Here is a 21133-nt window from a genome sequence, read left to right on the forward strand (position 1 = left end):
AAAATGCATTCTGTTCTCGAGAACAGGCATTTTGTGTGCCCCAAAGCCAGCAGCGACGCAGGTTTTTGTCGGCTAATTACTATAAAAACAAGAAAATCCACAAATCGTCTGCATAACGAGCCCGCAGTTTCTCTTTGAAGGCAGGTTTTTGTTGTGAGTAGTAGCTTCCGCGCTCCCCCGGTACCCCCATCCGATGAAATCGATATCTTCGCGCTTTCTCATGCTATTTGGCGCCAGAAAAAGCTCATCGCCGTTGTCGCGGGCAGTGTAGTGCTTGCGGCGACCGCATACGCTTTCTTGGTAACTCCCGAATATCAAGTCAGCAGTGTGCTGCGACCAGCAGCGATCAATGAGCTCGATGCCCTGAATCGCTCAGAGGTCTACAGGCTTCCTCCCAGCGAAGCCTTGATCAAGGTCGGTGCATCCCTTGAGTCATACGACACACGCTTGGGCTTTTTCAGAGCAAACCAGAAACTATTCAAAGAGTTTGAGCGTCCAGGCCGGACTCTTGAACAGAGTTTTGAGGAGTTCAATAGAAACTCGATCAACCTAGTCTTGCCTGATCCCAAGAAGGCGGACTCTATCAGCGCTAATATCAAGCTCGAAATGAACTACCCCCAAGGAGTAGATGGCGTTGCGATCGTTAATAATTTTATCGAGTACGCGATTGCCTCTGAGCGCGAACAGTTAGCCGCAGACTTGAATGTGATCGTTAAGAACCGCCTAAATGAACTGAAGGGAAAGCTGGATGCAGCTCGCTCAAATTACGACACTGAAAAGGAAGCCAAAATCGCCTCCTTGTCTGAATCTGATAGTCTGCGGCGCGCCCAACTACAAGATGAATTGAAAGCGCTGCGGAGCCAGCTCAAAACTCAGCGTGTAGATCGGATCGCTCAGCTAAACGAAGCGATCAGTATAGCCAAATCATTGGGGATCCGAAAACCGACTACTCCTTCATCGTTAGGAGATAACGAGCGCGGATCCGGTAGCGTCATGCGAACTGAGGTCAATAACCAACAGATACCACTGTACTTTATGGGGGTAGAAGCGCTTGAGGCAGAACGCGCGGCTTTGACTCAGCGCAAGACGGATGACTTCACGGAAGGGCGCATCGCCCAGATCGCGAAAGAACTCCAGTTGCTCCAGTCAAATAGAGAGATTGAGATACTGAAAAGACGCGAAAATGAAGACCTCTTTTTGAGTGGGGTGCAGCCATTGCGCGCAGAGGTTTCTCGTCTTCTCAATCTGAGTATCGATATGAGTCGGCTGAAACTAGTGACAATTGACAAGCTGGCGCTGGAGCCGTTGAGTCCTATCAAACCGAAGAAAATGCTGATTTTGGTATCCGGCCTGATTTTCGGGATCATTCTTGGTGCCCTGATTGCTCTATTTCGGCATGTTATTGTCTTGAGGCGCGAGGGTTTTGGCGGTACAGATGTCACTTCTACTACCATTCTCATGTCGGATCAGCGTAAGCCTATCACCACTAATTAAGAGGTCGCAGATGTTTACGGAGCACCGCAGCAATGACGGTGCTGGAATGGAACTACGGCCCCGGTGCGTGTCTCTAAAGTCCCATGGAGTTTGGGGTAGCCCTTAGTCATCGATTTGTTTTATGTTGGTTTCCAGCAAGGCGGGTCCTAGGGAGAGGCACTTTTTTGACTTCATGTCAGCTGCCGTCCTCTCTTGTGATGGCAAGAGGCGGATAATGAACGTCAGGCGTGGTTCATTACCACTCATCCTACCGGGGCAAAGACGTTGCAGAAAGGGAGCGTCCTATTTGCACAGAGCCCGAAAGTCCTGCATCTATCCCGCTTTAGAGCTCTGTTAAAAGGTGAGAGCTATTGCGGTTCGTGTGTTTTGGGCAGGATACAATTGGTTACATGATGGGCTTAACGCACTTCATTGTAGTGGCTCTTTGGGGATTTCTGGTGCTTTCGTGGCGTTGGATCGGTAGAAGTGAGATATTTGTCCATATGCTTGCAGAAAATTTAGTTTTTTGTAGGGCTATTTACGAAAAATGGGGGTTAAGGTTTGCGCCCTTGAGTCAAGGCTTTTGGGGTGGTAGCGCTCCAGGTGCTGGGCACCTGAATTTGAGCTGCTTGTAAGAGGCGTACGTCGTGACTATTGACCATAGCCGCGGAAAAAGAATGCTAAGAGTGATGATAGCGGCTGCGTACCTGAAACGTTTGAGCTATGTTTTGGCTAGAATCCATCTCTAGATTACTCAATTCCGGACAGTAGAATTATAGCCATTAGCTAGACCAATGCTAGGTTATAGCCAGAATAGTAAAGGAAGTTTTAAAAATGACGGTCAGTAAACGCAAGGGCATTATTCTAGCCGGTGGCTCAGGTACGCGGCTTCACCCCCTCACGCTGGGGGTCTCTAAGCAAATGCTACCGATTTTCGATAAGCCTATGATCTTCTATCCGCTATCTGTGTTGATGCTGGCGGGAATGCGAGAGATTCTTATTATTTCTACACCGGAAGACTTGCCTTGCTTCCAGAAATTACTAGGTGATGGTAGCCAATATGGCATTGAATTGAGCTATGCCGTGCAGCCTAGCCCTGATGGGTTGGCCCAAGCGTTTATTATCGGTGAAGAATTCATTGGCGATGATCTGTGTTGCTTGATTTTGGGTGATAACATTTTCTATGGGCAGCATTTCTCCGATAACTTGAAGTCAGCCATGTCCAAGACGACAGGTGCAACGATTTTTGGTTATCACGTCTCCGATCCAGAACGCTTCGGTGTTGTTGAGTTTGACGCTGAGGGAAATGCGTTAAGCATCGAAGAGAAACCGGAAAGACCGAAGTCAAATTATGCTGTTACAGGACTGTATTTTTACGATAATACAGTGATTGGTATTGCAAAAGGTATCAAGCCTTCAAGTCGAGGCGAGTTGGAAATCACGGATGTCAATCGTTGTTACATGGAAAAAAACGCTCTCACTGTTGAAGTGTTAGGGCGTGGCTTTGCCTGGTTGGATACTGGAACCCACGAAAGCCTTCTCGAGGCGAGCCATTTTGTACACACTATCGAGCATCGCCAAGGGCTCAAAGTTGCTTGCTTGGAGGAAATAGGATTTGGTAATGGCTGGATCTCCAAAGAGAAGCTTGCTTCGCAAGCTGAAAAGCTGAAAAAAACCGGATATGGTCAGTACTTGTCGCAACTACTTAATGAGACACCGTCAGCATGAAAGTTACTCAGACAAAAATTCCTGATGTTGTAGTGTTCGAACCGCAGGCGTATGAAGATAGCCGTGGATGGTTTATGGAAAGCTTCAATGAGTTTAGTTTTCATGCTGAACTGAAAAAAATTGGCCTTCCCGTGCCGAGATCATTCGTTCAGGATAATCATTCGTGCTCTAAAAGAGGTGTGCTGCGGGGCCTACATTATCAAATGGGCCCTCATGCTCAGGGAAAGCTAGTCAGGGTGACGAAAGGCGCGGCATACGACGTCGCTGTCGATATTCGACGCAACTCCCCAACCTTCGGGATGTCGGTAGGTGTTGAACTGAGTGCAGAGAATAGAAAGTGCTTATGGATTCCTGAAGGCTTTGCTCACGGTTTTGTAGCTTTAGAAGATGATACCCATTTCTTATACAAAACCACAGACGTTTACTGTAAGGAGCTGGAGCGTAGTATCGTTTGGAATGATAGTGATCTCGATATCCAGTGGCCTAGGTGTGATGATTTTTCTGTCAGTGAAAAAGATGCGAGTGCCGTCAGCCTTCGAGATGCTGAATTACCGACGTTCTATCTGCCGGGAACTACCCGGTTGGTCGACCTGAAAATTATTGGTGATGAACGTGGTAGCCTGATTTCCCTTGAGGCGGGCAATATTCTGCCTTTTGATGTCAAACGTGTTTATTACATATTTGGCACGTTGGCGGAAGTAAGTCGTGGTTTCCACGCCCATAAAAACCTATTGCAGTTGGCCGTCTGTGTCTCGGGAAAATGCCGCATGGTGCTGGATAATGGTACCCACACCGAGGATGTTTGGTTGGACTCACCATCCAAAGGCGTATTCATTAATAATCTGATATGGCGTGAGATGCACGACTTTAGTGAAGATTGCGTTCTGGTTGTTTTTGCCAGTGAAAAGTACGCAGAGTCGGATTACATTCGAAACTATGATGATTTTATTCGGATTGTGAAAGCTCAAGCCGAGAGTTGAATTTTTTTGGTTATCAGGTAAGTCGCCAAGTAGCCGGCTCAAATTTCTTCTAGTCAGCGGCGATTTTTCTAATCAGTTTTAATTTGGTGGTGCGATGATTGAATTTCTGAGTTTGAAAGACGTTAATGCTGAGTATGCAGTTCAGTTGAAAGAAGCGTGCGCCCGAGTCATTGACTCGGGTTGGTATGTGCAAGGCGTTGAGCTAGCTACTTTCGAAAAACGCTTTGCTCAGATGTGCGGCGTCAAGCATTGCTTGGGTGTTGCTAATGGTCTTGATGCACTATCGCTGACTTTACGGGCTTGGAAAATACTTGGAAAGTTGCAGGAAGGCGATGAGGTTATCGTTCCTGCCAACACTTACATTGCCAGTATTTTAGCAGTCACCGAAAATGGGTTGACCCCTGTATTGGTCGAGCCCGATGAGAAAACGCTGAACATTTCTCCTGCATTAGTGAGGGCAGCGATAACGCCGCGCACAAAAGTGATTATTCCTGTTCATTTGTATGGTCAACTGGCTGACATGCAAGAGATTCAGGATATCGCGGCCGAGCATAAGTTACTTGTACTCGAAGACGCTGCGCAGGCCCACCTCGCGAGCATAGATGCTACACCGGCGGGAAGTTGGGGAGATGCCGGAGCGTTTAGTTTTTATCCAGGCAAAAACCTGGGAGCATTGGGTGATGCTGGTGCTGTGACGACCAACGATGATGAGTTGGCTGATGTGATCAAAGCATTGCGAAACTATGGCTCTCATAAGAAATACGAGAATATCTACCCAGGTGTAAATAGTCGTCTGGATGAAATTCAGGCGGCGATGTTGAGTGTTAAGTTGAACTACCTTCAGTCTAACACGGGGAGTCGTAGGGTTGTTGCGGATGTGTATATGAAAGGTATAAATAATCCGCTTATAACATTGCCGTTGGATAAAAAAACTTCGGCTCTTACCTTGGAAAGTCATGTTTGGCATTTGTTTGTCATTCGCTGTGAGGCTCGAGACGAGCTACATCAGTATCTCGCGAATGCAGGGGTTCAAACTCTCATTCATTATCCTATTCCCCCCCACAAACAAAAAGCGTACAGCGACTGGAATAGTCTTTCGTTTCCACTGACAGAAAAAATTCACGATCAAATTCTAAGTCTGCCCATCGGCCCGACTATGAGTCTGGCTGATGCGAAGGTAGTGGTTGATGCTTGCAATAGTTTTGTCGGGCGCGGTTGATACTTAAATGACGCTGATAAAGACAAGCTTGCTGAACGGTATTGCAGTACTGGTCAAGATGCTTACTCTTCTTGGCCTGAATAAAGTGCTTGCCGTTTATGTAGGGCCCGTTGGGTACGCATCACTGGGACAGTTCCAGAATGCGATCCAGATGATTACTACCTTCGCCAGTGGCGCTATCAATACTGGCGTCACCAAATACACCGCGGAATATCACGATGATGAACTAAAGCAGCAAGCTGTTTGGCGAACGGCAGGGACTATCGTGGTGGTAGGTTCACTGTTTACCAGCGTCATAATTGCTCTATTTAGCGATTCGCTAGCATCATGGGTCTTCGGCAAAGAAGGTCTGGGTGGGGTGTTTGTTTGGTTTGCAGCGACGCTATTGCTGTTTACACTCAACGCTCTTTTACTTGCGATATTGAACGGAAAGAAGGAGCTTCTTCGTTACGTGCTTTCGAATATCGCCGGAAGTGTACTGGCATTCGTGGTAACAACGGGTATGTCGATCTATTATGGGCTGTATGGTGCACTGGTTGCACTGGCAGTCTATCAATCGATTAATTTTTTCGTGACATTGTTAGTTTGCTGGGAAGCGCCCTGGTTCAAAGTAAAGTACTTGTTCGGAGAAGTTGATCGGGGTGTACTTATCAACTTTACCAAGTTTACGGCCATGGCGTTAACCTCAGCGACATGCGTTCCAATTAGTCATATTTTGGTGCGGAATCATTTGGGGGATACACTTGGTTGGGCTGCCGCCGGTTATTGGGAGGCTATCTGGCGATTGAGTTCCGCCTATTTGATGCTGGTGACCACGACGCTGAGTGTTTATTACCTACCAAAACTGTCAGAGCTGAAGACTTATGAGGGCATCAAGCAAGAAATAATCCAAGGATATAAGATGATTCTGCCCTGCGCTGCAATTTGTGGCCTTGTGATTTATCTATTCCGCGATCTGATTATCAATTTGTTGTTCACCGATGATTTTCTTCCAATGCGGGATCTTTTTGCATGGCAGATGTTCGGTGACACATTGAAAATTGGCAGTTGGATTCTGGCTTATTTGATGTTGGGGAAGGCGATGTTCAAGCTTTTCATCGTCACGGAAGTTTTAGGATCGGTAGGGTTTTATGTGTTTTCGATCTGGCTGTCCGGGATTTACGGGTTGGAAGGGGTCACAATAGCACATGCCCTGACTTACGCACTTTATTGGACTGTCATGATTGTTTTTATTACCAGGGAGCTCAAAGGGATGAAGCTTTCGACGTCAGAGTGATTGACGGTGTTGGCTGTCGGTGAATTTTTATTTGTCGGATGTTTTTAGTAACAGGTGAGGAGCGAATTTTTGACTGCGTATAGCCCAAAAGTTTCTGTAATGATAATTACATATAATCAAGAAAATTTGATTGCAGAAACAATACAGAGCGTGCTGGATCAGGACTATCCAAATCTTGAGATTGTGGTAGCAGATGATGCTTCCACGGATGGAACCGCAAAAGTCATTCTCGAGTTTCAGTGTAAATATCCTGAAATAGTTAAGCCAGTACTGAATAAAAAAAATTTGGGAATTACTGGTAACTCCAATGCGGCTTTTTTTGCATGCACTGGAGAGCTAATTGCTTTGCTGGGGGGAGATGATCTATTCCTACCGGGAAAAATCTCGTCACAAGTCGAGGTTTTTAATGATCCCGCAGTAGTGTTGTCTTACCATCCTGTTGAGATATTTGATCATCATACTAATGAAACGATATTTATCACTAACTCGACAAAGAAAGAAGAAATTAAAGATGTCTATGAGTTGATCTCGAAGGGTGGTATCCCGGGCGCTTCATCTGTCATGGTTCGAAAAAGCAATTGCCCTGCACACGGCTTCCATCCTGCGTTTCCTGTTGTATCCGATTGGATTTTTTGTATTGAGGTGGCTGCGACGGGCCAGGTGAGGGAGTTGGCGGGCGTCTACGGCAAATACAGAAAGCACGGCTTAGGTGCGAGTGATCGGACGTTAGAGCTATTGGATGAGTCTCTCCGAACATTGGAAATCATTTCCAAACAGTATCCAGAGGATGTTCGGATGCAAGCAGCATGTGCTCGGGGTGGTCAGCGTTATATCGCAGGCGAGCTTTTTCGCCAGGTAATAAAGGGTGACGTAGCTAATGTTGCGCGCCTCGAAAATTATATGCTTACCTATACTAAATCGAGTCGATATTTATTTGTAAAGCTTGTATTTGTCTTCCTCAAAAACAAGATATTCTTGACGGTCGCGTCGGTACCGCTGGCACATTTTAAAAATTTTCTCAAAAAGCGTGCGTAGTATGATGATAGTTTAATGTGGCTCACATAGGTCGGGTGGGATATGTTTAAGGTTTTAGAGTTTAGGAACATGTATCTGCTGCCAGTACTGGCAATGGCGATATTTTATATCCTTCCATCACTATTGGGTGTTTTCTTTGGTGAGCGTGATCAAGCACCGGTTTTACTATTCCTCTCGGTGTTGAGTATTCTGTCTTACTTATTGTTTTATATATTGTTTTCAGGTTATTGGTTTTCGCGATTACTTAATACGATTCCGAAACTTCCTATGAGTTGGAGGGTGTTTAATCTAACTATCCTTGGGATTTATTTTGCTGTCATTCTTTACGCCTCATTAACTGCGCCAGGAATAGCCTTGTTTGCAGCGTTCAAGGGGGTGGGGCTCGCGGAGTTATCTGGTCTGCGTGAGGAGTTTCTGAGGACGCGCGAAGGTTCTGAGCGAATACTGACATATATTTACGCAATAGGTGTTACATCGTTAGTTCCGCTTGTGATTACTCAAATGTTCGTGGATAAAGCACGACGTCGTTTTTGGGTCTTGTTCGCTTTTATTTTTACTTTATTGCTGACGCTGGAGAAGGGCCGGGCATTGGTGGCGATGATCCCGTTGATTATTTTGTTTGTAAACGTAGGGAAGAAGAATAAGGCTTATTTATCAGTTTTTTATTTGGTAATTGTAATCGCGACTGTTTCGGTGTTGGCGCGCGGGGCCTTAACTTCCGCTGATGCAGCGCCCGCTGAAGAGAGCCCAATGGCTTCGGTGCCGGTTGAATACAATCTATTTCCTGAAGAGACATCCCAGTTCTACTATTTGATCAATCGGGTTATGTATATCCCCTATCTTACAGCTATCGATTGGCTTCGTTATAAGGATGAGGTTCTCTCAGGCGAAAGTGTCTCGGGTCGATCCATCGGCCTTATTGCTTTTTTAATGGGCGAGCCTAAGATTAATCTTGAGCAGGAAGTGTTTGCTTTCGAATGGGGACAGAATGAAACAGGGACGGGATCGGCGAATACAGTATTTTATGTCGATGCATTTCTGAATTTTGGTTACTTTGGCGTTATTCTTTATTCGGCAATCTTGGCGCTGTTTGTGAGAATTTGCATACGCTCTGGAAATACTGCTTTGTGTGCATGCTTGGGTATCTCCATTTGCACTCTGACTCTGAATGCGCTTCCAGCGGTTCTATTTAGTGGTGGGTTGGCATTTTTGGTTTTTATTGCCCTTTTCTTTAAAGGGAAAAGGCCCGCCTATTTGGCGTAGGGAAAATTAGGAGATGAGTATGTCTAAAATTGTTTTGGTTACCGGCGGTGCTGGGTTCATAGGGTCGCATTTGATACCAAAGCTGCAGGCTCATGGGTATCGAATCAGAGTTCTGGATCCGCTCACTGTTCAAGTGCATGGTGTCCTTCCTCAAGACCTCGATTGGTTGGCTGGCGAGGGTATTGAATTTATCCGCGGTAGCGTGACGAGCAAGGAAGACTGGACCCGTAGTCTGGAGGGTGTGCATGCGGTTGTCCATCTGGCGGCCGAAACTGGTACTGGTCAGTCGATGTATGAAATTGCCAAGTACAATGAGGTCAACTCTCAGGGGACGGCATTGATGTTTGAAGTCCTCAGCAGGATGACGACGCATCAGGTCAAGCGTATCGTCTTATCTTCGAGCCGTTCGGTGTATGGAGAGGGCGCTTATGTAAATCCTGAAAGTGGTATGCGTGTTTGCCCTTCTGCACGAACGGCTGATGCGCTGAACTTGCAACAATGGGAGCCAGTTTGCCCACTTTCGGGGGCTCAGTTGCAATTGGTCCCTACGAAAGAAACTGATCAGATTGCACCGTCTTCTTTCTATGCAGCGACTAAGTATGCGCAGGAAGATCTTGTTCGTATCGGCTGCCAGTCGATGGGCATCGGCTATACAATTTTTCGCTTGCAGAACGTCTACGGCGAGCGCCAATCTTTGAACAACCCTTACACCGGGATCCTGTCGATCTTCTCAACAAAGATTCGCCGGGACAGCGTCCTGCCATTATTCGAGGACGGGCTTGAAAGTCGCGATTTTGTCCACGTGGATGATGTGACAGACGCGTTGCTCGCCGGCCTGACGGTCACGGAGTCTCCGAATGCCATTATCAACGTGGGTAGTGGAGTGGCGACTTCAGTCAAGGAGGTCGCTGAGGAACTGACTAAAGCTTTTGGTAAAGAGCCTAATGTAACAGTGACGGGGCAATTCCGTATTGGTGATATTCGTCATAACTACGCAGATATTGAGCGACTGATATCTCTGCTAGGTGTTGTCCCTAAAGTTAGTTTGAAAGAGGGACTGAAGCGTTTTGCCACCTGGGTGTTGTCGCAACCTCTGCCGGAAGACCAGCTTGAGAAAGCTAATCAAGAGCTTCGTGCTCGTAAATTGATGAACTAAGGCGATATTTCAATGGGACAGAACGGGATGAGTATCTGCTCGTTATTACGTGCCGATATCCAACGGCAAAGAGAATTATTTGGCGCTCCGCCTCTCAAGTCCAGAGTAAAACTGCTGTTGAGTATGTTTTCTCCAAGGTTTGCCCCCGTTCTGCTCTATAGACTGGCCTACAAGTGCCAGATGAATGGGTTGAGGCCGTTTGCAAAGTTGTTTTCATTACTTAATTTTTTAGTATTCGGTATTGAAATAGCAACGGTTTGCAAGATTGGACCTGGACTGTTTTTTCCCCACACCCAAGGCACCGTTATTGGTGCTGTGAGTATTGGAAAAAATGCTGTTATTTACCAAGGTGTAACCCTTGGAGCGAGGGATTTAGACTTTACTTATACGGCGGATCATCGCCCTGTAATTGGGGATAATGTATTGGTGGGGGCAGGTGCTAAGGTCTTGGGCGGGTTGTTCATTGGTAACAATGTTACCGTGGGTGCTAACGCTGTTTTGTTAACGTCTGCTGCGGACAACGTGACGGTGGCCGGTATCCCTGCAAAAGTTGTAAAAGTGACGGAAAAATAGCATGAGTTTTTCACTGGGCAATAAAAAAATCCTATATGTGGCTCCTCGGTTTTTTGGCTATGAGAACGAGATCCGCGACGAACTGACCCGACGCGGGGCTGACGTTACCTTCCTGCTTGACCGTCCCTTTGAGTCCGCACTCCTGAAAGCGGTAACTCGCGTTCGCCGGAGTTGGGTCATGGGAGCAGCAGATCGATATTATGCAGAGGAAATGAAGTCGTTGGCGGACCGTGACTTCGATTATGTTTTTGTAGTAAATGGACAAACGTTGTCGACAGAAACTCTCGCACAATGGCGTTCGTTTTATCCTCGTGCGAAGTTTATTCTTTATATGTGGGATTCGTTCCGTAATCGTCGCTTGATTTTGAATAATGTACCTTATTTTGACCATGTTTTTTCGTTTGATCGAGATGACGCTGAGAAGTACTCTTTGAATTTTAGGCCTCTATTTTTCTCAGCAGGATTCGAATCAGTTGTGCCCCATGAAAAACGCTACGATATTAGCTTTATCGGCACGGCACACTCCGATCGTTTTTCAATTGTTAGACAGATTGACAATGGTTTGGACGTTACAGCAAAAAGGTTTTGGTACTTATATTTGCAAGCACCTTGGGTGTTCTGGTTGTATCGAGTAATCAACTCGGGATTCCGGAGTGCACGTCGTTCCGACTTTAAGTTTGAGTCGATTTCCAAAGCTGATGTTCAGTCCGTCTTCAATGCATCTGATGCGATATTGGATATTGAACACCCGCAGCAGACAGGGTTGACTATGCGGACCCTAGAAACATTAGGGGCTAGAAAGAAGTTGGTCACGACTAATAAAAACGTGAAAAACTATGACTTCTATTTTGAAGGAAATATATGTGTTGTCGACCGAAAACAGCCTAGGATACCTCAAGACTTCTTCAGTATTCCTTATGTCGATGTCCCACCTCAGGTATATAATCGCTACCGATTGGCAGGTTGGGTCGATGAGATATTTGGGTCTGCCGATGCAGACGAATAGCGGTCCATCTTCCAGTAAGTCTTGGGAGTGCAGCAGTAGGGCATTGGATCGTTTTTTTCATTTTCGGCTACATTATCGAAGGTGACTCATAAACCCTTGCTCGGGGAGCGTTTAGTGGCCCCAGGCGGTAAGACCGGTCAGAGTTGTTTTTTTGTTCCGGGCGTATTAGGGCGAACGTAATGGAGTTTTATATGTTGTGGTGGTTTCTGCCTGTTCTGGCCGTGGTCTCCCTGGGGCTGACTTGGATGCTTCGCCGTTACGCGCTGGCCAGCAGTTTAATTGATGTGCCGAATGCACGTAGTTCCCATACCGTTCCGACTCCGCGGGGGGGGGGCGTTGCGATCGTTCTGAGCTTTCTGGCCGCACTGCCTGTTTTGGGGCTTATGGACAGAATGCCGTGGGAGGGAGTGTGGGCATTTCTTGGGGCGGGTGCACTGGTAGCCGTTTTGGGGTTCCTGGATGATCACGGTCACATCGCCGCTCGTTGGAGGCTGCTCGGGCATTTCACTGCTGCATTTTGGGTTTTGTTCTGGTTGGGTGGTTTGGCGCCTGTTTCTATCTTCGGATTCATTCTCGAGCTAGGCCCACTGGGTTATGCGCTGGCAGCCTTATATCTGGTGTGGATGCTCAATCTTTATAATTTTATGGATGGCATTGATGGCATTGCAAGCGTCGAGGCTGTTTGTGTGTGTTTGAGCATTGCGCTGCTCTACAGTATTGGCGGGGCTTTTGATTTACTGTGGGGGCCGATGTTGCTTGCGTTCTCTGTCCTGGGTTTTCTTTACTGGAATTTCCCTCCAGCGAAGATTTTCATGGGAGACGCGGGAAGCGGATTTCTAGGCATTACCCTCGCTGCACTTTCTTTGCAGGGAGGCTGGAGCTCTTCCGTATACTTCTGGGCTTGGTTGATTTTGCTGGGCGTTTTTATTGTCGACGCTACCGTCACGCTTGTGCGCCGGCTCATTCGGGGGGAGAAAGTTTATGAGGCGCACCGTAGCCACGGTTACCAATTTGCATCTCGTCGATATGGCAGGCACCTGCCGGTAACATTGGTGACCGGACTGATCAACGTCGTTTGGCTGTTGCCTATAGCCTACCTGGTTGTAAAGACCGGTTTAGATGGTTTGACTGGGGTGTTGATTGCTTATGTACCTTTGGTGCTCTTGGCCTTAAAGTTCAGGGCTGGAGAGGCTGAGGTGCGTTAAGCAGTTTGTCCTTGGGTTTGTAGCAATATGAGCCTTCAGGTTGAAGTGTTGACGGTGTACACGAAAAAATGGGACTAGGTGCTCAAGATGTATATGGATAGGTTACGAGCTTTTTTGGTTGAGCTTCCAAGGCGGCAGAAACGATTGATACAGGTTTCGGCTGATGTCGTTCTGGTCTGGCTGGCGCTTTGGCTTTCGTTTGTAGTGCGCCTTGGCATTGACGAAATGGTCAACCCGTTGCAGCTTCACCTTTGGCTCTTCCTGGCCGCGCCCGTGGTTGCCATTCCTTTGTTTATCCGCTTCGGCATGTACCGTGCCGTGATGCGATACTTTGGCAATGATGCGCTGATAGCCATCATTAAGGCTGTCAGTCTTTCATCGTTGATACTGGGTGTCGTCGTCTACTGGTACAGCAATCATCAAAATATTGTTCCACGGTCCATTGTGTTCAATTACTGGTGGCTCAGCCTGATCATGATCGGTGGCCTACGCTTGGCCATGCGTCAGTACTTTCTGGGTGACTGGTTCTCGGCCACTCAGCACGTCCCCTTTACCAGTCGTGACGATGGATTGTCCCGGGTTGCTATTTATGGTGCAGGTGCTGCTGGCAACCAATTGGTAGCCGCATTGCGAATGGGACGGGTGATGCGGCCCGTCGCTTTTATCGATGATGACCTGAGTATCTCTGATCGTGTGATTTCGGGTCTTCAGGTCTATAAGCCCAAACATATTCAACGCATGATAGATGCGACGGGAGCTCAGGAAATCCTCCTGGCGATCCCATCATCCAATCGCGGTCGTCGTCGTGAAATACTCGGCTTTCTCGAAGGTTTTCCGTTGCACGTGCGTAGCGTCCCGGGATTCATGGATCTTGCCAGCGGCCGAGTCAAGGTCGATGATATTCAGGAAGTAGACATTGCCGATCTTCTAGGTCGTGATGCCGTTCCGGCGCAAGGAGATTTGCTCGAACATTGCATCAAGGACCAGACTGTCCTGGTGACAGGTGCGGGCGGTTCTATCGGCTCTGAACTTTGTCGACAGATCCTGGCTCTTCGTCCCAAAGCACTGCTGTTGTTTGAGCACAGCGAGTTCAATCTTTACAGCATTTTGTCTGAGCTGGAACAACGCATTGGTCGTGAGTCGTTGCCTGTTCGCTTGCTCCCGATACTGGGTTCGGTGCGCAATCAGGACAAGTTACTGGATGTCATGAAGATGTGGCATGTGGATACGGTCTACCATGCTGCTGCTTATAAACATGTCCCTATGGTTGAGCACAATATCGCTGAAGGTGTATTGAACAACGTGATCGGTACGTTGAATACTGCCCAAGCTGCGCTGCAGGCCGGGGTTGATAACTTCGTATTGATCTCCACAGACAAGGCAGTACGTCCAACTAATGTAATGGGTAGCACCAAACGGTTGGCCGAATTAACCTTACAAGCCCTGAGTCGAGAATTGGCCCCCGTGTTGTTTGGCGATAAGTCAAATGTCTCGCGGGTCAACAAGACTCGTTTTACTATGGTGCGCTTTGGCAATGTTCTCGGTTCTTCGGGTTCGGTAATTCCGCTTTTTCACAAGCAGATCAAGTCTGGGGGGCCCTTGACAGTGACCCATCCGAAGATTACGCGTTACTTTATGACCATTCCAGAGGCCGCGCAGTTGGTCATCCAGGCCGGCTCTATGGGGTTGGGCGGAGATGTGTTTGTTTTGGATATGGGCGAGCCGGTAAAGATTGTGGAGTTGGCCGAGAAGATGATCCATCTTTCCGGGCTGAGTGTACGTACTGACAAGAACCCGCATGGCGATATTGCCATCGAATTCAGTGGCCTTCGTCCTGGTGAAAAGCTTTACGAGGAATTACTGATTGGTGACAACGTTGTGGCGACCCAGCACCCGATGATCATGAGCGCCAACGAGGATCATTTGCCCTGGGAGGTGCTAAAGGCTAAGTTGAATGAGTTACTGCTCGCTGTCGACCAGGACGACTACGTGCGGGTTCGGCAATTGTTACGTGAGACGGTCAGTGGTTATACACCCGATGATGAAATCGTTGACTGGATTTATCAACAGCGCCGTTCAGAACCCTGAATTCATATGTTGTAATATGTTCATCTTTGACATATCTATTACATCGTCTAAGTTTGGAAAGCAGCTTTGGAAAGCTGCTTTCCTTTATTGATGTCATGGAGTGTCTCTAGCATGCATAACACTATTTTTTCCTCGTTGTTTTTTGCTTTTCTGGTTGGAAGTTCGGCAATGGTTGGTGCCGCACCTGCTGTCACACCGCCTGTTCCGGCGACTGTTGTAGTGCCGGTGTTTTCGAACGAGCAAGTCGGCAATGTCAATCTCAATACGGCGGACGTTGAAACACTAAAGCGTGACCTATCGGGAGTTGGTGCCGCCAAGGCGATGGCAATAGTTAACTATCGTGACAACCATGGACCTTTCGCTTCGGTAGACGAGTTACTTCAGGTCAACGGTATTGGGAAGTCACTCTTGGAGAAAAATCGTAATAAGTTGAGTGTTCACTGATAGAGAGATGCAAAAATAGCCAGTCATCTGACTGGCTATTTTAAGAGTTATGGAAATATTCGCTTATCAAACTATGATGTTAGGTTTCTGTTTGAAATGCTATTTTAGGTTACGAAATTTTGCTTGATAGACGCTGCTTTGTCAGTTCTACAGCCTCTTTCGTAATAGTGAATAGGAAGTCCAGTTCAGTTTCTCCTGTTTTAATAGCTCCCATTTTTTCATGGAAAGATATAACCCGCTCATTTCCTTTTCTCACATCGAAATGTGATTGCTTGAAATTGAGGTACTCAAATGCAAATTTATATACTAGGAATGTGCTTTCTAGGGCAGCGTATTTTGTTTTGTCTTCATTGAGTATCCAGCTTCCCCAGCAGAATGAGTCTTCTGTCAAATCATATATTCGGACTGTTCCGCAAGGGACCCCATCGTTTCTCTCAATGATAAAGTAATATTGAGTTCCCGCTTTTTCATCAAGTTTGTATTTTTTTATCCACTCTCTTTGTGCTTCGATACTTGGGTTTACTGAAGACAAGAATTGGTTATATTTTTCATCGAGACGTAGAGTCAGAACGAACTCAGCATCACTTTCATCAATCAATCGAAGTCCTATAGTCTTTGATTTCAAATCCATGCTGTTCTCCTATCGGGCTGTGTGGCGAAGTATGATGCCTGCCTTCGATGGGGCCTGAAAAGCCATCGGCAGGGATTAAATAGTGTTGATATCTAGCGATGGCGTTACCAGGCCAGCCTGGCTGATACTCTTTGGTGCCGGGCAGTTTATATCAAGCTGGCCTCACGTGTCGCCAAGACCTTCCGATATTAAGGAGCGGCGTGATGAGCCAACTCTACTTTTGGTCTGCTGTCTGCTCGTGGAGCAACGTATGCGATCCATAAACCCCACCTACCATATGGCCGCGGTATGAAGTCAGATATCCGAGTCGGATACATGCTCCACTTGAGTTCTTACCCCAAACAACCGGTCGGCTATCTGCCGACCTCGCTCCAACCCTTCAACCGTCAACCAAATCGATTTGTTCTTGTTCACCGGATTACTGATGAAACCATGTTCATGTAATCGGCTCATGGTCTCGAAGTCGAACCCTTTCCAAGCATTGCCGTTATCAAAACTGAAGGTTGCCAACAGGGCCAGCACGGCTTCTTGAATCAGTTTATCGTTGTATTTCATGATCGTTGCTCCGCTCGTATTCTTTAAGCTCACCGTAAACCCTACCAGCCTTCAAGATGGATAGCGTGTTTAACTACGCGATACCGATGAGCAGTGCCAGGGGAGTAAAGCTTCATAATCCTTAACCGAAGAAGCCATCGGCAGTCTCGACCAAGCTATAAAGTTGAGCGCTGGCCGTCGCACCTTTTGGGGGGGCTAAACAGCCAGTTCTTTCTTCCGATCACGAAGGGCCTGATGGCGCGTTCGGCAGCGTTGTTGTCGATCGGCAAGTAACCTTCCTCGACGTACCGTTCAAGTTTGTTCCAGTTGCTCGCCAGGTAGCTGATGGCTTTGCCCAGGGCGTTTTGAGCGGTGACCTGGGGTTGGGTCTTTTCCATCCAGCTTTTCAACTGAGCCAGCACCGGCAGGCTGTGCGCGTGACGACCGGTTTTTCGCTCGCCGTCGTTGCCGGCCTGTAGGTTGCGCTCGATGCCATAAAGCTTGTTGATCAGGTTCAGCGCGATGTCCGCACGACCCGTCTTGCCTTTGGGCTGCACTTTTTGCGCTTCGACGAATTTGCGCCGTGCATGCGCCCAGCAGCCTAAACGCTCCACTCCTTCCTGCGCGCCCAGCGCGTTGTAACCGGCGTAATCATCGGTCATCACGTAGCCGCGATAGCCATCAAGCAGGCGCGTCGGCACCTCCTGAGCCCGGCTGGTGGAGTAGTCGAAAAGGATCACTGGTTTGTCGGGTGGGCCGCCGGTTTGCACCCACATCCAGGACTGGCTGCTGGGCTCCCGATCCTGCTCTTTCAACACCTGCACGCGGGTTTCATCGCAGTGGATGACGCGGCTTTCCAATAACGGGTCGCGCATTAAATTCAGCAGTGGTTGCAAGTGTTCACCGCACTGGATAACCCAGCGGGCCAAGGTCTGACGCGGGATATCGATGCCATGGCGGCCCAGCACTTTTTCAAAACGGTAAAGCGGTAAACCGTCCACGTATTTGGTGGTCAGCAGCATCGCCAGCACGCTTGGGCTGGCCATACTTTTTTCAATCAACTGAGCGGGCTTGTCCGCAGTGACCGGAGCCGTTTCACAGGCACGGCAACCATAGACCTTACGGACGTGTTTGATCACGCGGATTTGCATCGGCACGATTTCAAGCTGCTCGCTGACCTCCTCGCCGATGGCGTGTTTGCGGCAGCCGCAGGCACAGGTCAGTTCATGTTCGGGCAGTTCGTGGATGATTTCGATGCGGGGGAGATCGGCCGGCAACGGTTTGCGTTTGCCACGCCGCTGGGTCGGCGCAACAGCCTCCTCTTCTGCGGCTTCATCAATGGGCTCGACGACGCTTTCCGCCTCATTGAACAGGGCCAGCTGCGGCGTTGCCGGATCAGCCGCTTGCTCGGACTTACGTCCGAACAGGCGCTGACGCAGCAGTACGTTTTCTTCTTCGAGGAAACCGACTCTGGACTGCATTTTCGCAAGCATCTGCTTGAGCAATTCAGGATCATCGGGGAGGTTTTCGGGCATGGAAATCATGCCCTGGATTATACCGAATCAGGCCACGTATCGAGGCGTCAAAACTTGATGAGGACGGTTACGCCACAGATCAAAACCATCAAGTAGCCAGTTCAGTTCCTGGACGGTCAGGATGATCGCTTCATCGTTGGCATCGGGCGATGTTTTAAATCGTTCGGATTCGAGGCGCTTGAGCCAGAGGCAGAAGCCGTTGCGTTCCCAATACAAAATCTTCACGCGGTTGCGTGGCTTGTTGAGGAAGACGAAAAGCACTGGGTCGAATACCGCGACTTTGATATCCAGTTCGACCAGCGCCGCCAGGCCATCAATGGATTTTCGAAAGTCGACGGGCTTGGGGTAGAGATAGACTTTTTCGACTTTAGCATCGGGTCGCATCATGGCGGGCTGGCTCCTGAGGGAATCGGGAGCACAGCATCCGGGATCAGCTAAGCGCTTTGAATGTGGGGTTCATGGAGCGCTTACCTTCTTTTTGTCTCTGATTTGCAGGTCTACTTGTGTTTTCAGGTTACGGCTCACTACGTCCCGAATTCGCGTTGCCAGCTCTGCGCTGTTGACGCTGCGCGCCAACACCAGCGCTCCCACCAGTGTCGACATCATTACCAGGCTTTGCTCTTCGGCATTCGGGCTGGCCAGTGCGGCTTCAACCTGCTTGAGCCGGGCGGTGAGCACGGTATCGGTCGTTGGGCTGCTTTGTCCCCGCTGTCCCAACTCCGAAGACATGGTCGGTAATGGGCAACCCTGGTCTGGCGATGTCTGGTGCCACTCGGAAAGGTAGCTGTCAATAAACGCTTCCAGCGGTCGCTCCTGACTAAACAGCATGGCGCAATGGGCGTCCAGTTCCTCTGCCGCTGCATGCAGCGCCTTTTCCACCAACTCGTCCTTGGACTTGAAATGCGCGTAGAACCCACCGTGTGTCAGGTTCAGCGCTTTCATCAGCGGTTGCAGGCCGGTGGCGCCAATCCCGTCACGACGAAATCGTACTGAAGCTTCCTTGATGATGCGCTGGTGGGTTTGAGCTTTGTGGTCTTGTGAGTAGCGCATGGGACTGCCTCCGAAACATCGGGCCATATTATCCAAGCTTGGCTGAACGTTCGCTGCTCTTTACAAATATGTGTCGGCCCGCGTTCATCGGTACCTGGGTTGGCACGAATAGTGATTACCTCTGACACGACGATTGTTGAACAATCAAAAGGTAGCCATGGGTATCACATTGTCGTTGGCTGATCAGATTGCGCTGGAGCTTCGAGCCGACATCACCGGTGGGCGACTGTTGCCTGGCATGGCGTTAGTTGAGGCAGAACTGGTCAAGGCGTACAGCGTCTCACGCAATACCATTCGCGAGGCGTTGCATCGCCTCGGCCAAGAGGGCTTGACCCGCTATGTGCGTAACAAAGGGGTGATGGTCCGGCGACTCGAGCTCAAGGAAGTGCGTGACCTGTTTGTCGTCCGCCGTACCTTGGAGTTGCAGGCCATTGCTGTGGGTCGACCTTTGTCGGGTGAGCAGTCTGACCGCATGCAGGTGGCGATAGAAGCCACCACCCTGGCTCGGGAGCGTGAGGACTGGCGCTCTGTGGCAACTCACAGCCTGGGCTTTCACCAGCAGATTGTTGGCTTGATGTGCAGCCCGTTGTTCGATGAGTTCTTTGCCCAGGTGATCGCGCAGTTACGCCTGGTGTTTTGTGCAGCCCCGGATGAACAACGTTTCCAGTCACCCTGGCTGGAACGGGATCGAGAGATTTACGCGTTATTGGCACAAGACGATAAGCCGGCGGCAGGGGAGGCGATGAGCTTGTACCTGGACGACTCGGAGCGCCTGTCGTTGGCCCTGTTTACTCATTCTGATGGAGGACGTTCACCATGTATAAAGACTATCCCGCCGCTTACCAGGTGAGCAAAGGCTCGGCCTTGCAGGTCGACAAGGCGTTCTACGAGCGGATTCGCGATGCTGTTGATCAACGCACGTTGATCGAGCAGTTTGAAGTGCCGATCCGCACCGGGCGGGCCTGGAAGGTCCCGGCCGGTCACGTGTTTCGGGTGACCACGCCAGTGGGGCCGCAGGTCGGTGATTTCAACGTGTGGAATGCCAACGACCCCCGCGAACGTTTATGGGCAGCCCGTACCCGGCAGTTGCAGGGTGCCCATGTCAGTACCCACGATCGACTTTGGTCGAACCTGCCGTTCTTGCGGCCATTGGTGACGATCACGGATGACAGCCTGGCCAGCTATGGCATTGATGAACACGGTGGGCGTTTGCACGATTTGCTGGGCACGCGCTGCGATCCCTATGTGAACAAGATGCTGACGGGGGAGGACTTCCACCATCATTGCCATTCAAACCTGACCCGCGCTGTGTTGCCCCATGGGCTGACGGAGTTCGATGTGCATGACGTGCTGAATATCTTCCAGTGCACCGGCCTGAATCACGACGACATGTACTTCATGAAGGCCTGCCCGGCGCAGAAAGGTGATTACCTGGAGTTCTTTGCCGAGATTGATTTGTTGTGTGCCTTGTCGACGTGCCCGGGCGGGGACCTGTCGTTGCCGATGTGGGGGCCGGATGCACAGGATCCGCTGACCGTGTGCCGTCCGTTGGGAGTGGAAATTTATCGATTGGAAGACGGGTTGCTCGCGGGTTGGAGCCAGCCCGAACGTGCTGCCTATAATGGCCAGCACGGGTTGCATATCGCCAAGGCGGATTGGGAATAATCCTGATCAGCGATCCTGCGTGTCCTTGGCATCCGCCTGGGCATTGCGCTCGGCCACACGTTTGCGTTGTTCGTCCGTCAACTCCACCTTGTTGGCGCTGTCACGCAGCATTAACAACCCACCGACGATCGAGCCGATCGCAACCACCAGAATCAACCAGGCATACCAGGGCATAACACTCTCCTTGAGGCAGCTTGCTGTGGGAGGGTTTCCCACGGCAATAACATCTTTGAGCTACGGGGTTTATCAGTGGTTCCATTGTAGCCCCGTTA

20 protein-coding genes and 2 pseudogenes are annotated in these 21133 nt (G+C 49.2%); 16 read left to right on the forward strand and 6 right to left on the reverse strand.

Annotation, left to right across the window (positions count from 1 at the left end):
* The first annotated feature begins 153 nt into the window (after window positions 1-153).
* From GNF76_RS17030 to GNF76_RS17090, 14 genes and pseudogenes are all read left to right on the forward strand, one after another.
* The gene (locus GNF76_RS17030; protein ID WP_178123384.1) at window positions 154-1494 is read left to right on the forward strand and encodes a Wzz/FepE/Etk N-terminal domain-containing protein; all 1341 of its coding nucleotides are present in this window, start codon (window positions 154-156) and stop codon (window positions 1492-1494) included.
* A gap of 813 nt (window positions 1495-2307) precedes the next feature.
* The gene (gene rfbA / locus GNF76_RS17035) at window positions 2308-3201 is read left to right on the forward strand and encodes a glucose-1-phosphate thymidylyltransferase RfbA (protein ID WP_155584297.1); all 894 of its coding nucleotides are present in this window, start codon (window positions 2308-2310) and stop codon (window positions 3199-3201) included.
* Window positions 3198-3752 (forward strand): annotated as a pseudogene (rfbC, locus tag GNF76_RS29595) (dTDP-4-dehydrorhamnose 3,5-epimerase); the annotation flags it as partial. The gene rfbA and the pseudogene rfbC, both read left to right, overlap by 4 nt.
* Window positions 3753-3782: 30 nt before the next feature.
* Entirely contained in the window at window positions 3783-4181 is a 399-nt protein-coding gene (locus GNF76_RS29600; RefSeq protein WP_246211937.1) for a sugar 3,4-ketoisomerase, read from the forward strand.
* A gap of 94 nt (window positions 4182-4275) precedes the next feature.
* Window positions 4276-5400 carry a DegT/DnrJ/EryC1/StrS family aminotransferase gene (locus GNF76_RS17045; protein ID WP_155584299.1) on the forward strand — a complete coding sequence of 375 codons (1125 nt, stop codon included), beginning with the start codon at window positions 4276-4278 and terminating at the stop codon, window positions 5398-5400.
* 7 nt (window positions 5401-5407) lie between these two features.
* Window positions 5408-6676: an O-antigen translocase gene (locus GNF76_RS17050; RefSeq protein WP_155584300.1), complete on the forward strand. Its 1269-nt coding sequence runs from the start codon at window positions 5408-5410 to the stop codon at window positions 6674-6676.
* Window positions 6677-6745: 69 nt separating this feature from the next.
* Complete coding sequence (locus GNF76_RS17055; protein WP_155584301.1) at window positions 6746-7711, forward strand: glycosyltransferase family 2 protein; 966 nt, start codon at window positions 6746-6748, stop codon at window positions 7709-7711.
* 69 nt (window positions 7712-7780) lie between these two features.
* Window positions 7781-8974, forward strand: a complete 1194-nt coding sequence (locus GNF76_RS17060; RefSeq protein WP_155584302.1) for a hypothetical protein — start codon at window positions 7781-7783, stop codon at window positions 8972-8974.
* 19 nt (window positions 8975-8993) lie between these two features.
* Window positions 8994-10130, forward strand: a complete 1137-nt coding sequence (locus tag GNF76_RS17065; protein WP_246211932.1) for an NAD-dependent epimerase/dehydratase family protein — start codon at window positions 8994-8996, stop codon at window positions 10128-10130.
* A 27-nt stretch (window positions 10131-10157) separates the two neighbouring features.
* Window positions 10158-10703 (forward strand): serine O-acetyltransferase, encoded by a 546-nt coding sequence (locus GNF76_RS17070; protein ID WP_155584304.1) that lies wholly within the window; start codon window positions 10158-10160, stop codon window positions 10701-10703.
* A gap of 1 nt (window position 10704) precedes the next feature.
* Window positions 10705-11709, forward strand: a complete 1005-nt coding sequence (locus GNF76_RS17075) for a WaaS/CpsH family glycosyltransferase (protein ID WP_155584305.1) — start codon at window positions 10705-10707, stop codon at window positions 11707-11709.
* A 191-nt stretch (window positions 11710-11900) separates the two neighbouring features.
* Entirely contained in the window at window positions 11901-12914 is a 1014-nt protein-coding gene (locus tag GNF76_RS17080; RefSeq protein ID WP_155584306.1) for an MraY family glycosyltransferase, read from the forward strand.
* Between the two features lie 93 nt (window positions 12915-13007).
* On the forward strand, window positions 13008-15002 hold the full coding sequence (locus GNF76_RS17085) for a polysaccharide biosynthesis protein (RefSeq protein WP_155584404.1): 1995 nt from the start codon (window positions 13008-13010) through the stop codon (window positions 15000-15002).
* 111 nt (window positions 15003-15113) lie between these two features.
* On the forward strand, window positions 15114-15446 hold the full coding sequence (locus tag GNF76_RS17090; protein WP_155584307.1) for a ComEA family DNA-binding protein: 333 nt from the start codon (window positions 15114-15116) through the stop codon (window positions 15444-15446).
* 109 nt (window positions 15447-15555) lie between these two features.
* On the opposite strand, the gene GNF76_RS17095 is transcribed toward GNF76_RS17090, so the two are convergent.
* From GNF76_RS17095 to GNF76_RS17115, 5 genes and pseudogenes are all read right to left on the reverse strand, one after another.
* On the reverse strand, window positions 15556-16077 hold the full coding sequence (locus tag GNF76_RS17095; protein ID WP_155584308.1) for a GNAT family N-acetyltransferase: 522 nt from the start codon (window positions 16075-16077) through the stop codon (window positions 15556-15558).
* A 294-nt stretch (window positions 16078-16371) separates the two neighbouring features.
* Window positions 16372-16632, reverse strand: coding sequence for a DUF6429 family protein (locus GNF76_RS17100; RefSeq protein ID WP_155584309.1), 261 nt, complete (start codon window positions 16630-16632; stop codon window positions 16372-16374).
* A 69-nt stretch (window positions 16633-16701) separates the two neighbouring features.
* Window positions 16702-18155, reverse strand: a pseudogene (tnpC, locus tag GNF76_RS17105) (IS66 family transposase).
* 18 nt (window positions 18156-18173) lie between these two features.
* Window positions 18174-18533, reverse strand: coding sequence for an IS66 family insertion sequence element accessory protein TnpB (tnpB, locus tag GNF76_RS17110; RefSeq protein WP_052966798.1), 360 nt, complete (start codon window positions 18531-18533; stop codon window positions 18174-18176).
* 69 nt (window positions 18534-18602) lie between these two features.
* Window positions 18603-19196 (reverse strand): TetR/AcrR family transcriptional regulator, encoded by a 594-nt coding sequence (locus GNF76_RS17115; protein WP_155584310.1) that lies wholly within the window; start codon window positions 19194-19196, stop codon window positions 18603-18605.
* 157 nt (window positions 19197-19353) lie between these two features.
* Here GNF76_RS17115 and GNF76_RS17120 point away from each other — a divergent pair, with 157 nt between their 5' ends.
* Window positions 19354-20046, forward strand: coding sequence for a GntR family transcriptional regulator (locus GNF76_RS17120; RefSeq protein ID WP_155584311.1), 693 nt, complete (start codon window positions 19354-19356; stop codon window positions 20044-20046).
* The gene (locus GNF76_RS17125) at window positions 20013-20861 is read left to right on the forward strand and encodes an urea carboxylase-associated family protein (RefSeq protein WP_155584312.1); all 849 of its coding nucleotides are present in this window, start codon (window positions 20013-20015) and stop codon (window positions 20859-20861) included. Before GNF76_RS17120 ends, GNF76_RS17125 begins: the two co-directional genes overlap by 34 nt.
* Before the next feature lie 6 nt (window positions 20862-20867).
* Here the strand turns inward: GNF76_RS17125 and GNF76_RS17130 are convergent, their stop codons facing one another.
* Entirely contained in the window at window positions 20868-21035 is a 168-nt protein-coding gene (locus GNF76_RS17130) for a DUF2897 family protein (RefSeq protein WP_155584313.1), read from the reverse strand.
* Window positions 21036-21133 lie beyond the last annotated feature (98 nt).

It is taken from the genome of Pseudomonas spelaei, from assembly GCF_009724245.1.
Taxonomy (GTDB): domain Bacteria; phylum Pseudomonadota; class Gammaproteobacteria; order Pseudomonadales; family Pseudomonadaceae; genus Aquipseudomonas; species Aquipseudomonas spelaei.

What these genes read in the sequence shown, in the direction of transcription:
- GNF76_RS17085 (WP_155584404.1), top strand. Translation starts at nt 13,008, where the DNA reads ATGGATAGGTTACGAGCTTTTTTGGTTGAGCTTCCAAGGCGGCAGAAA.
- GNF76_RS17120 (WP_155584311.1), top strand. Translation starts at nt 19,354, where the DNA reads ATGGGTATCACATTGTCGTTGGCTGATCAGATTGCGCTGGAGCTTCGA.
- GNF76_RS17125 (WP_155584312.1), top strand. Translation starts at nt 20,013, where the DNA reads ATGTATAAAGACTATCCCGCCGCTTACCAGGTGAGCAAAGGCTCGGCC.
- GNF76_RS17115 (WP_155584310.1), bottom strand. Translation starts at nt 19,196, where the DNA reads ATGCGCTACTCACAAGACCACAAAGCTCAAACCCACCAGCGCATCATC.
- GNF76_RS17095 (WP_155584308.1), bottom strand. Translation starts at nt 16,077, where the DNA reads ATGGATTTGAAATCAAAGACTATAGGACTTCGATTGATTGATGAAAGT.
- tnpB (WP_052966798.1), bottom strand. Translation starts at nt 18,533, where the DNA reads ATGATGCGACCCGATGCTAAAGTCGAAAAAGTCTATCTCTACCCCAAG.
- rfbA (WP_155584297.1), top strand. Translation starts at nt 2,308, where the DNA reads ATGACGGTCAGTAAACGCAAGGGCATTATTCTAGCCGGTGGCTCAGGT.
- GNF76_RS17045 (WP_155584299.1), top strand. Translation starts at nt 4,276, where the DNA reads ATGATTGAATTTCTGAGTTTGAAAGACGTTAATGCTGAGTATGCAGTT.
- GNF76_RS17070 (WP_155584304.1), top strand. Translation starts at nt 10,158, where the DNA reads ATGAGTATCTGCTCGTTATTACGTGCCGATATCCAACGGCAAAGAGAA.
- GNF76_RS17080 (WP_155584306.1), top strand. Translation starts at nt 11,901, where the DNA reads ATGTTGTGGTGGTTTCTGCCTGTTCTGGCCGTGGTCTCCCTGGGGCTG.
- GNF76_RS17075 (WP_155584305.1), top strand. Translation starts at nt 10,705, where the DNA reads ATGAGTTTTTCACTGGGCAATAAAAAAATCCTATATGTGGCTCCTCGG.
- GNF76_RS17090 (WP_155584307.1), top strand. Translation starts at nt 15,114, where the DNA reads ATGCATAACACTATTTTTTCCTCGTTGTTTTTTGCTTTTCTGGTTGGA.
- GNF76_RS17050 (WP_155584300.1), top strand. Translation starts at nt 5,408, where the DNA reads ATGACGCTGATAAAGACAAGCTTGCTGAACGGTATTGCAGTACTGGTC.
- GNF76_RS17100 (WP_155584309.1), bottom strand. Translation starts at nt 16,632, where the DNA reads ATGAAATACAACGATAAACTGATTCAAGAAGCCGTGCTGGCCCTGTTG.
- GNF76_RS17065 (WP_246211932.1), top strand. Translation starts at nt 8,994, where the DNA reads ATGTCTAAAATTGTTTTGGTTACCGGCGGTGCTGGGTTCATAGGGTCG.
- GNF76_RS17060 (WP_155584302.1), top strand. Translation starts at nt 7,781, where the DNA reads ATGTATCTGCTGCCAGTACTGGCAATGGCGATATTTTATATCCTTCCA.
- GNF76_RS17130 (WP_155584313.1), bottom strand. Translation starts at nt 21,035, where the DNA reads ATGCCCTGGTATGCCTGGTTGATTCTGGTGGTTGCGATCGGCTCGATC.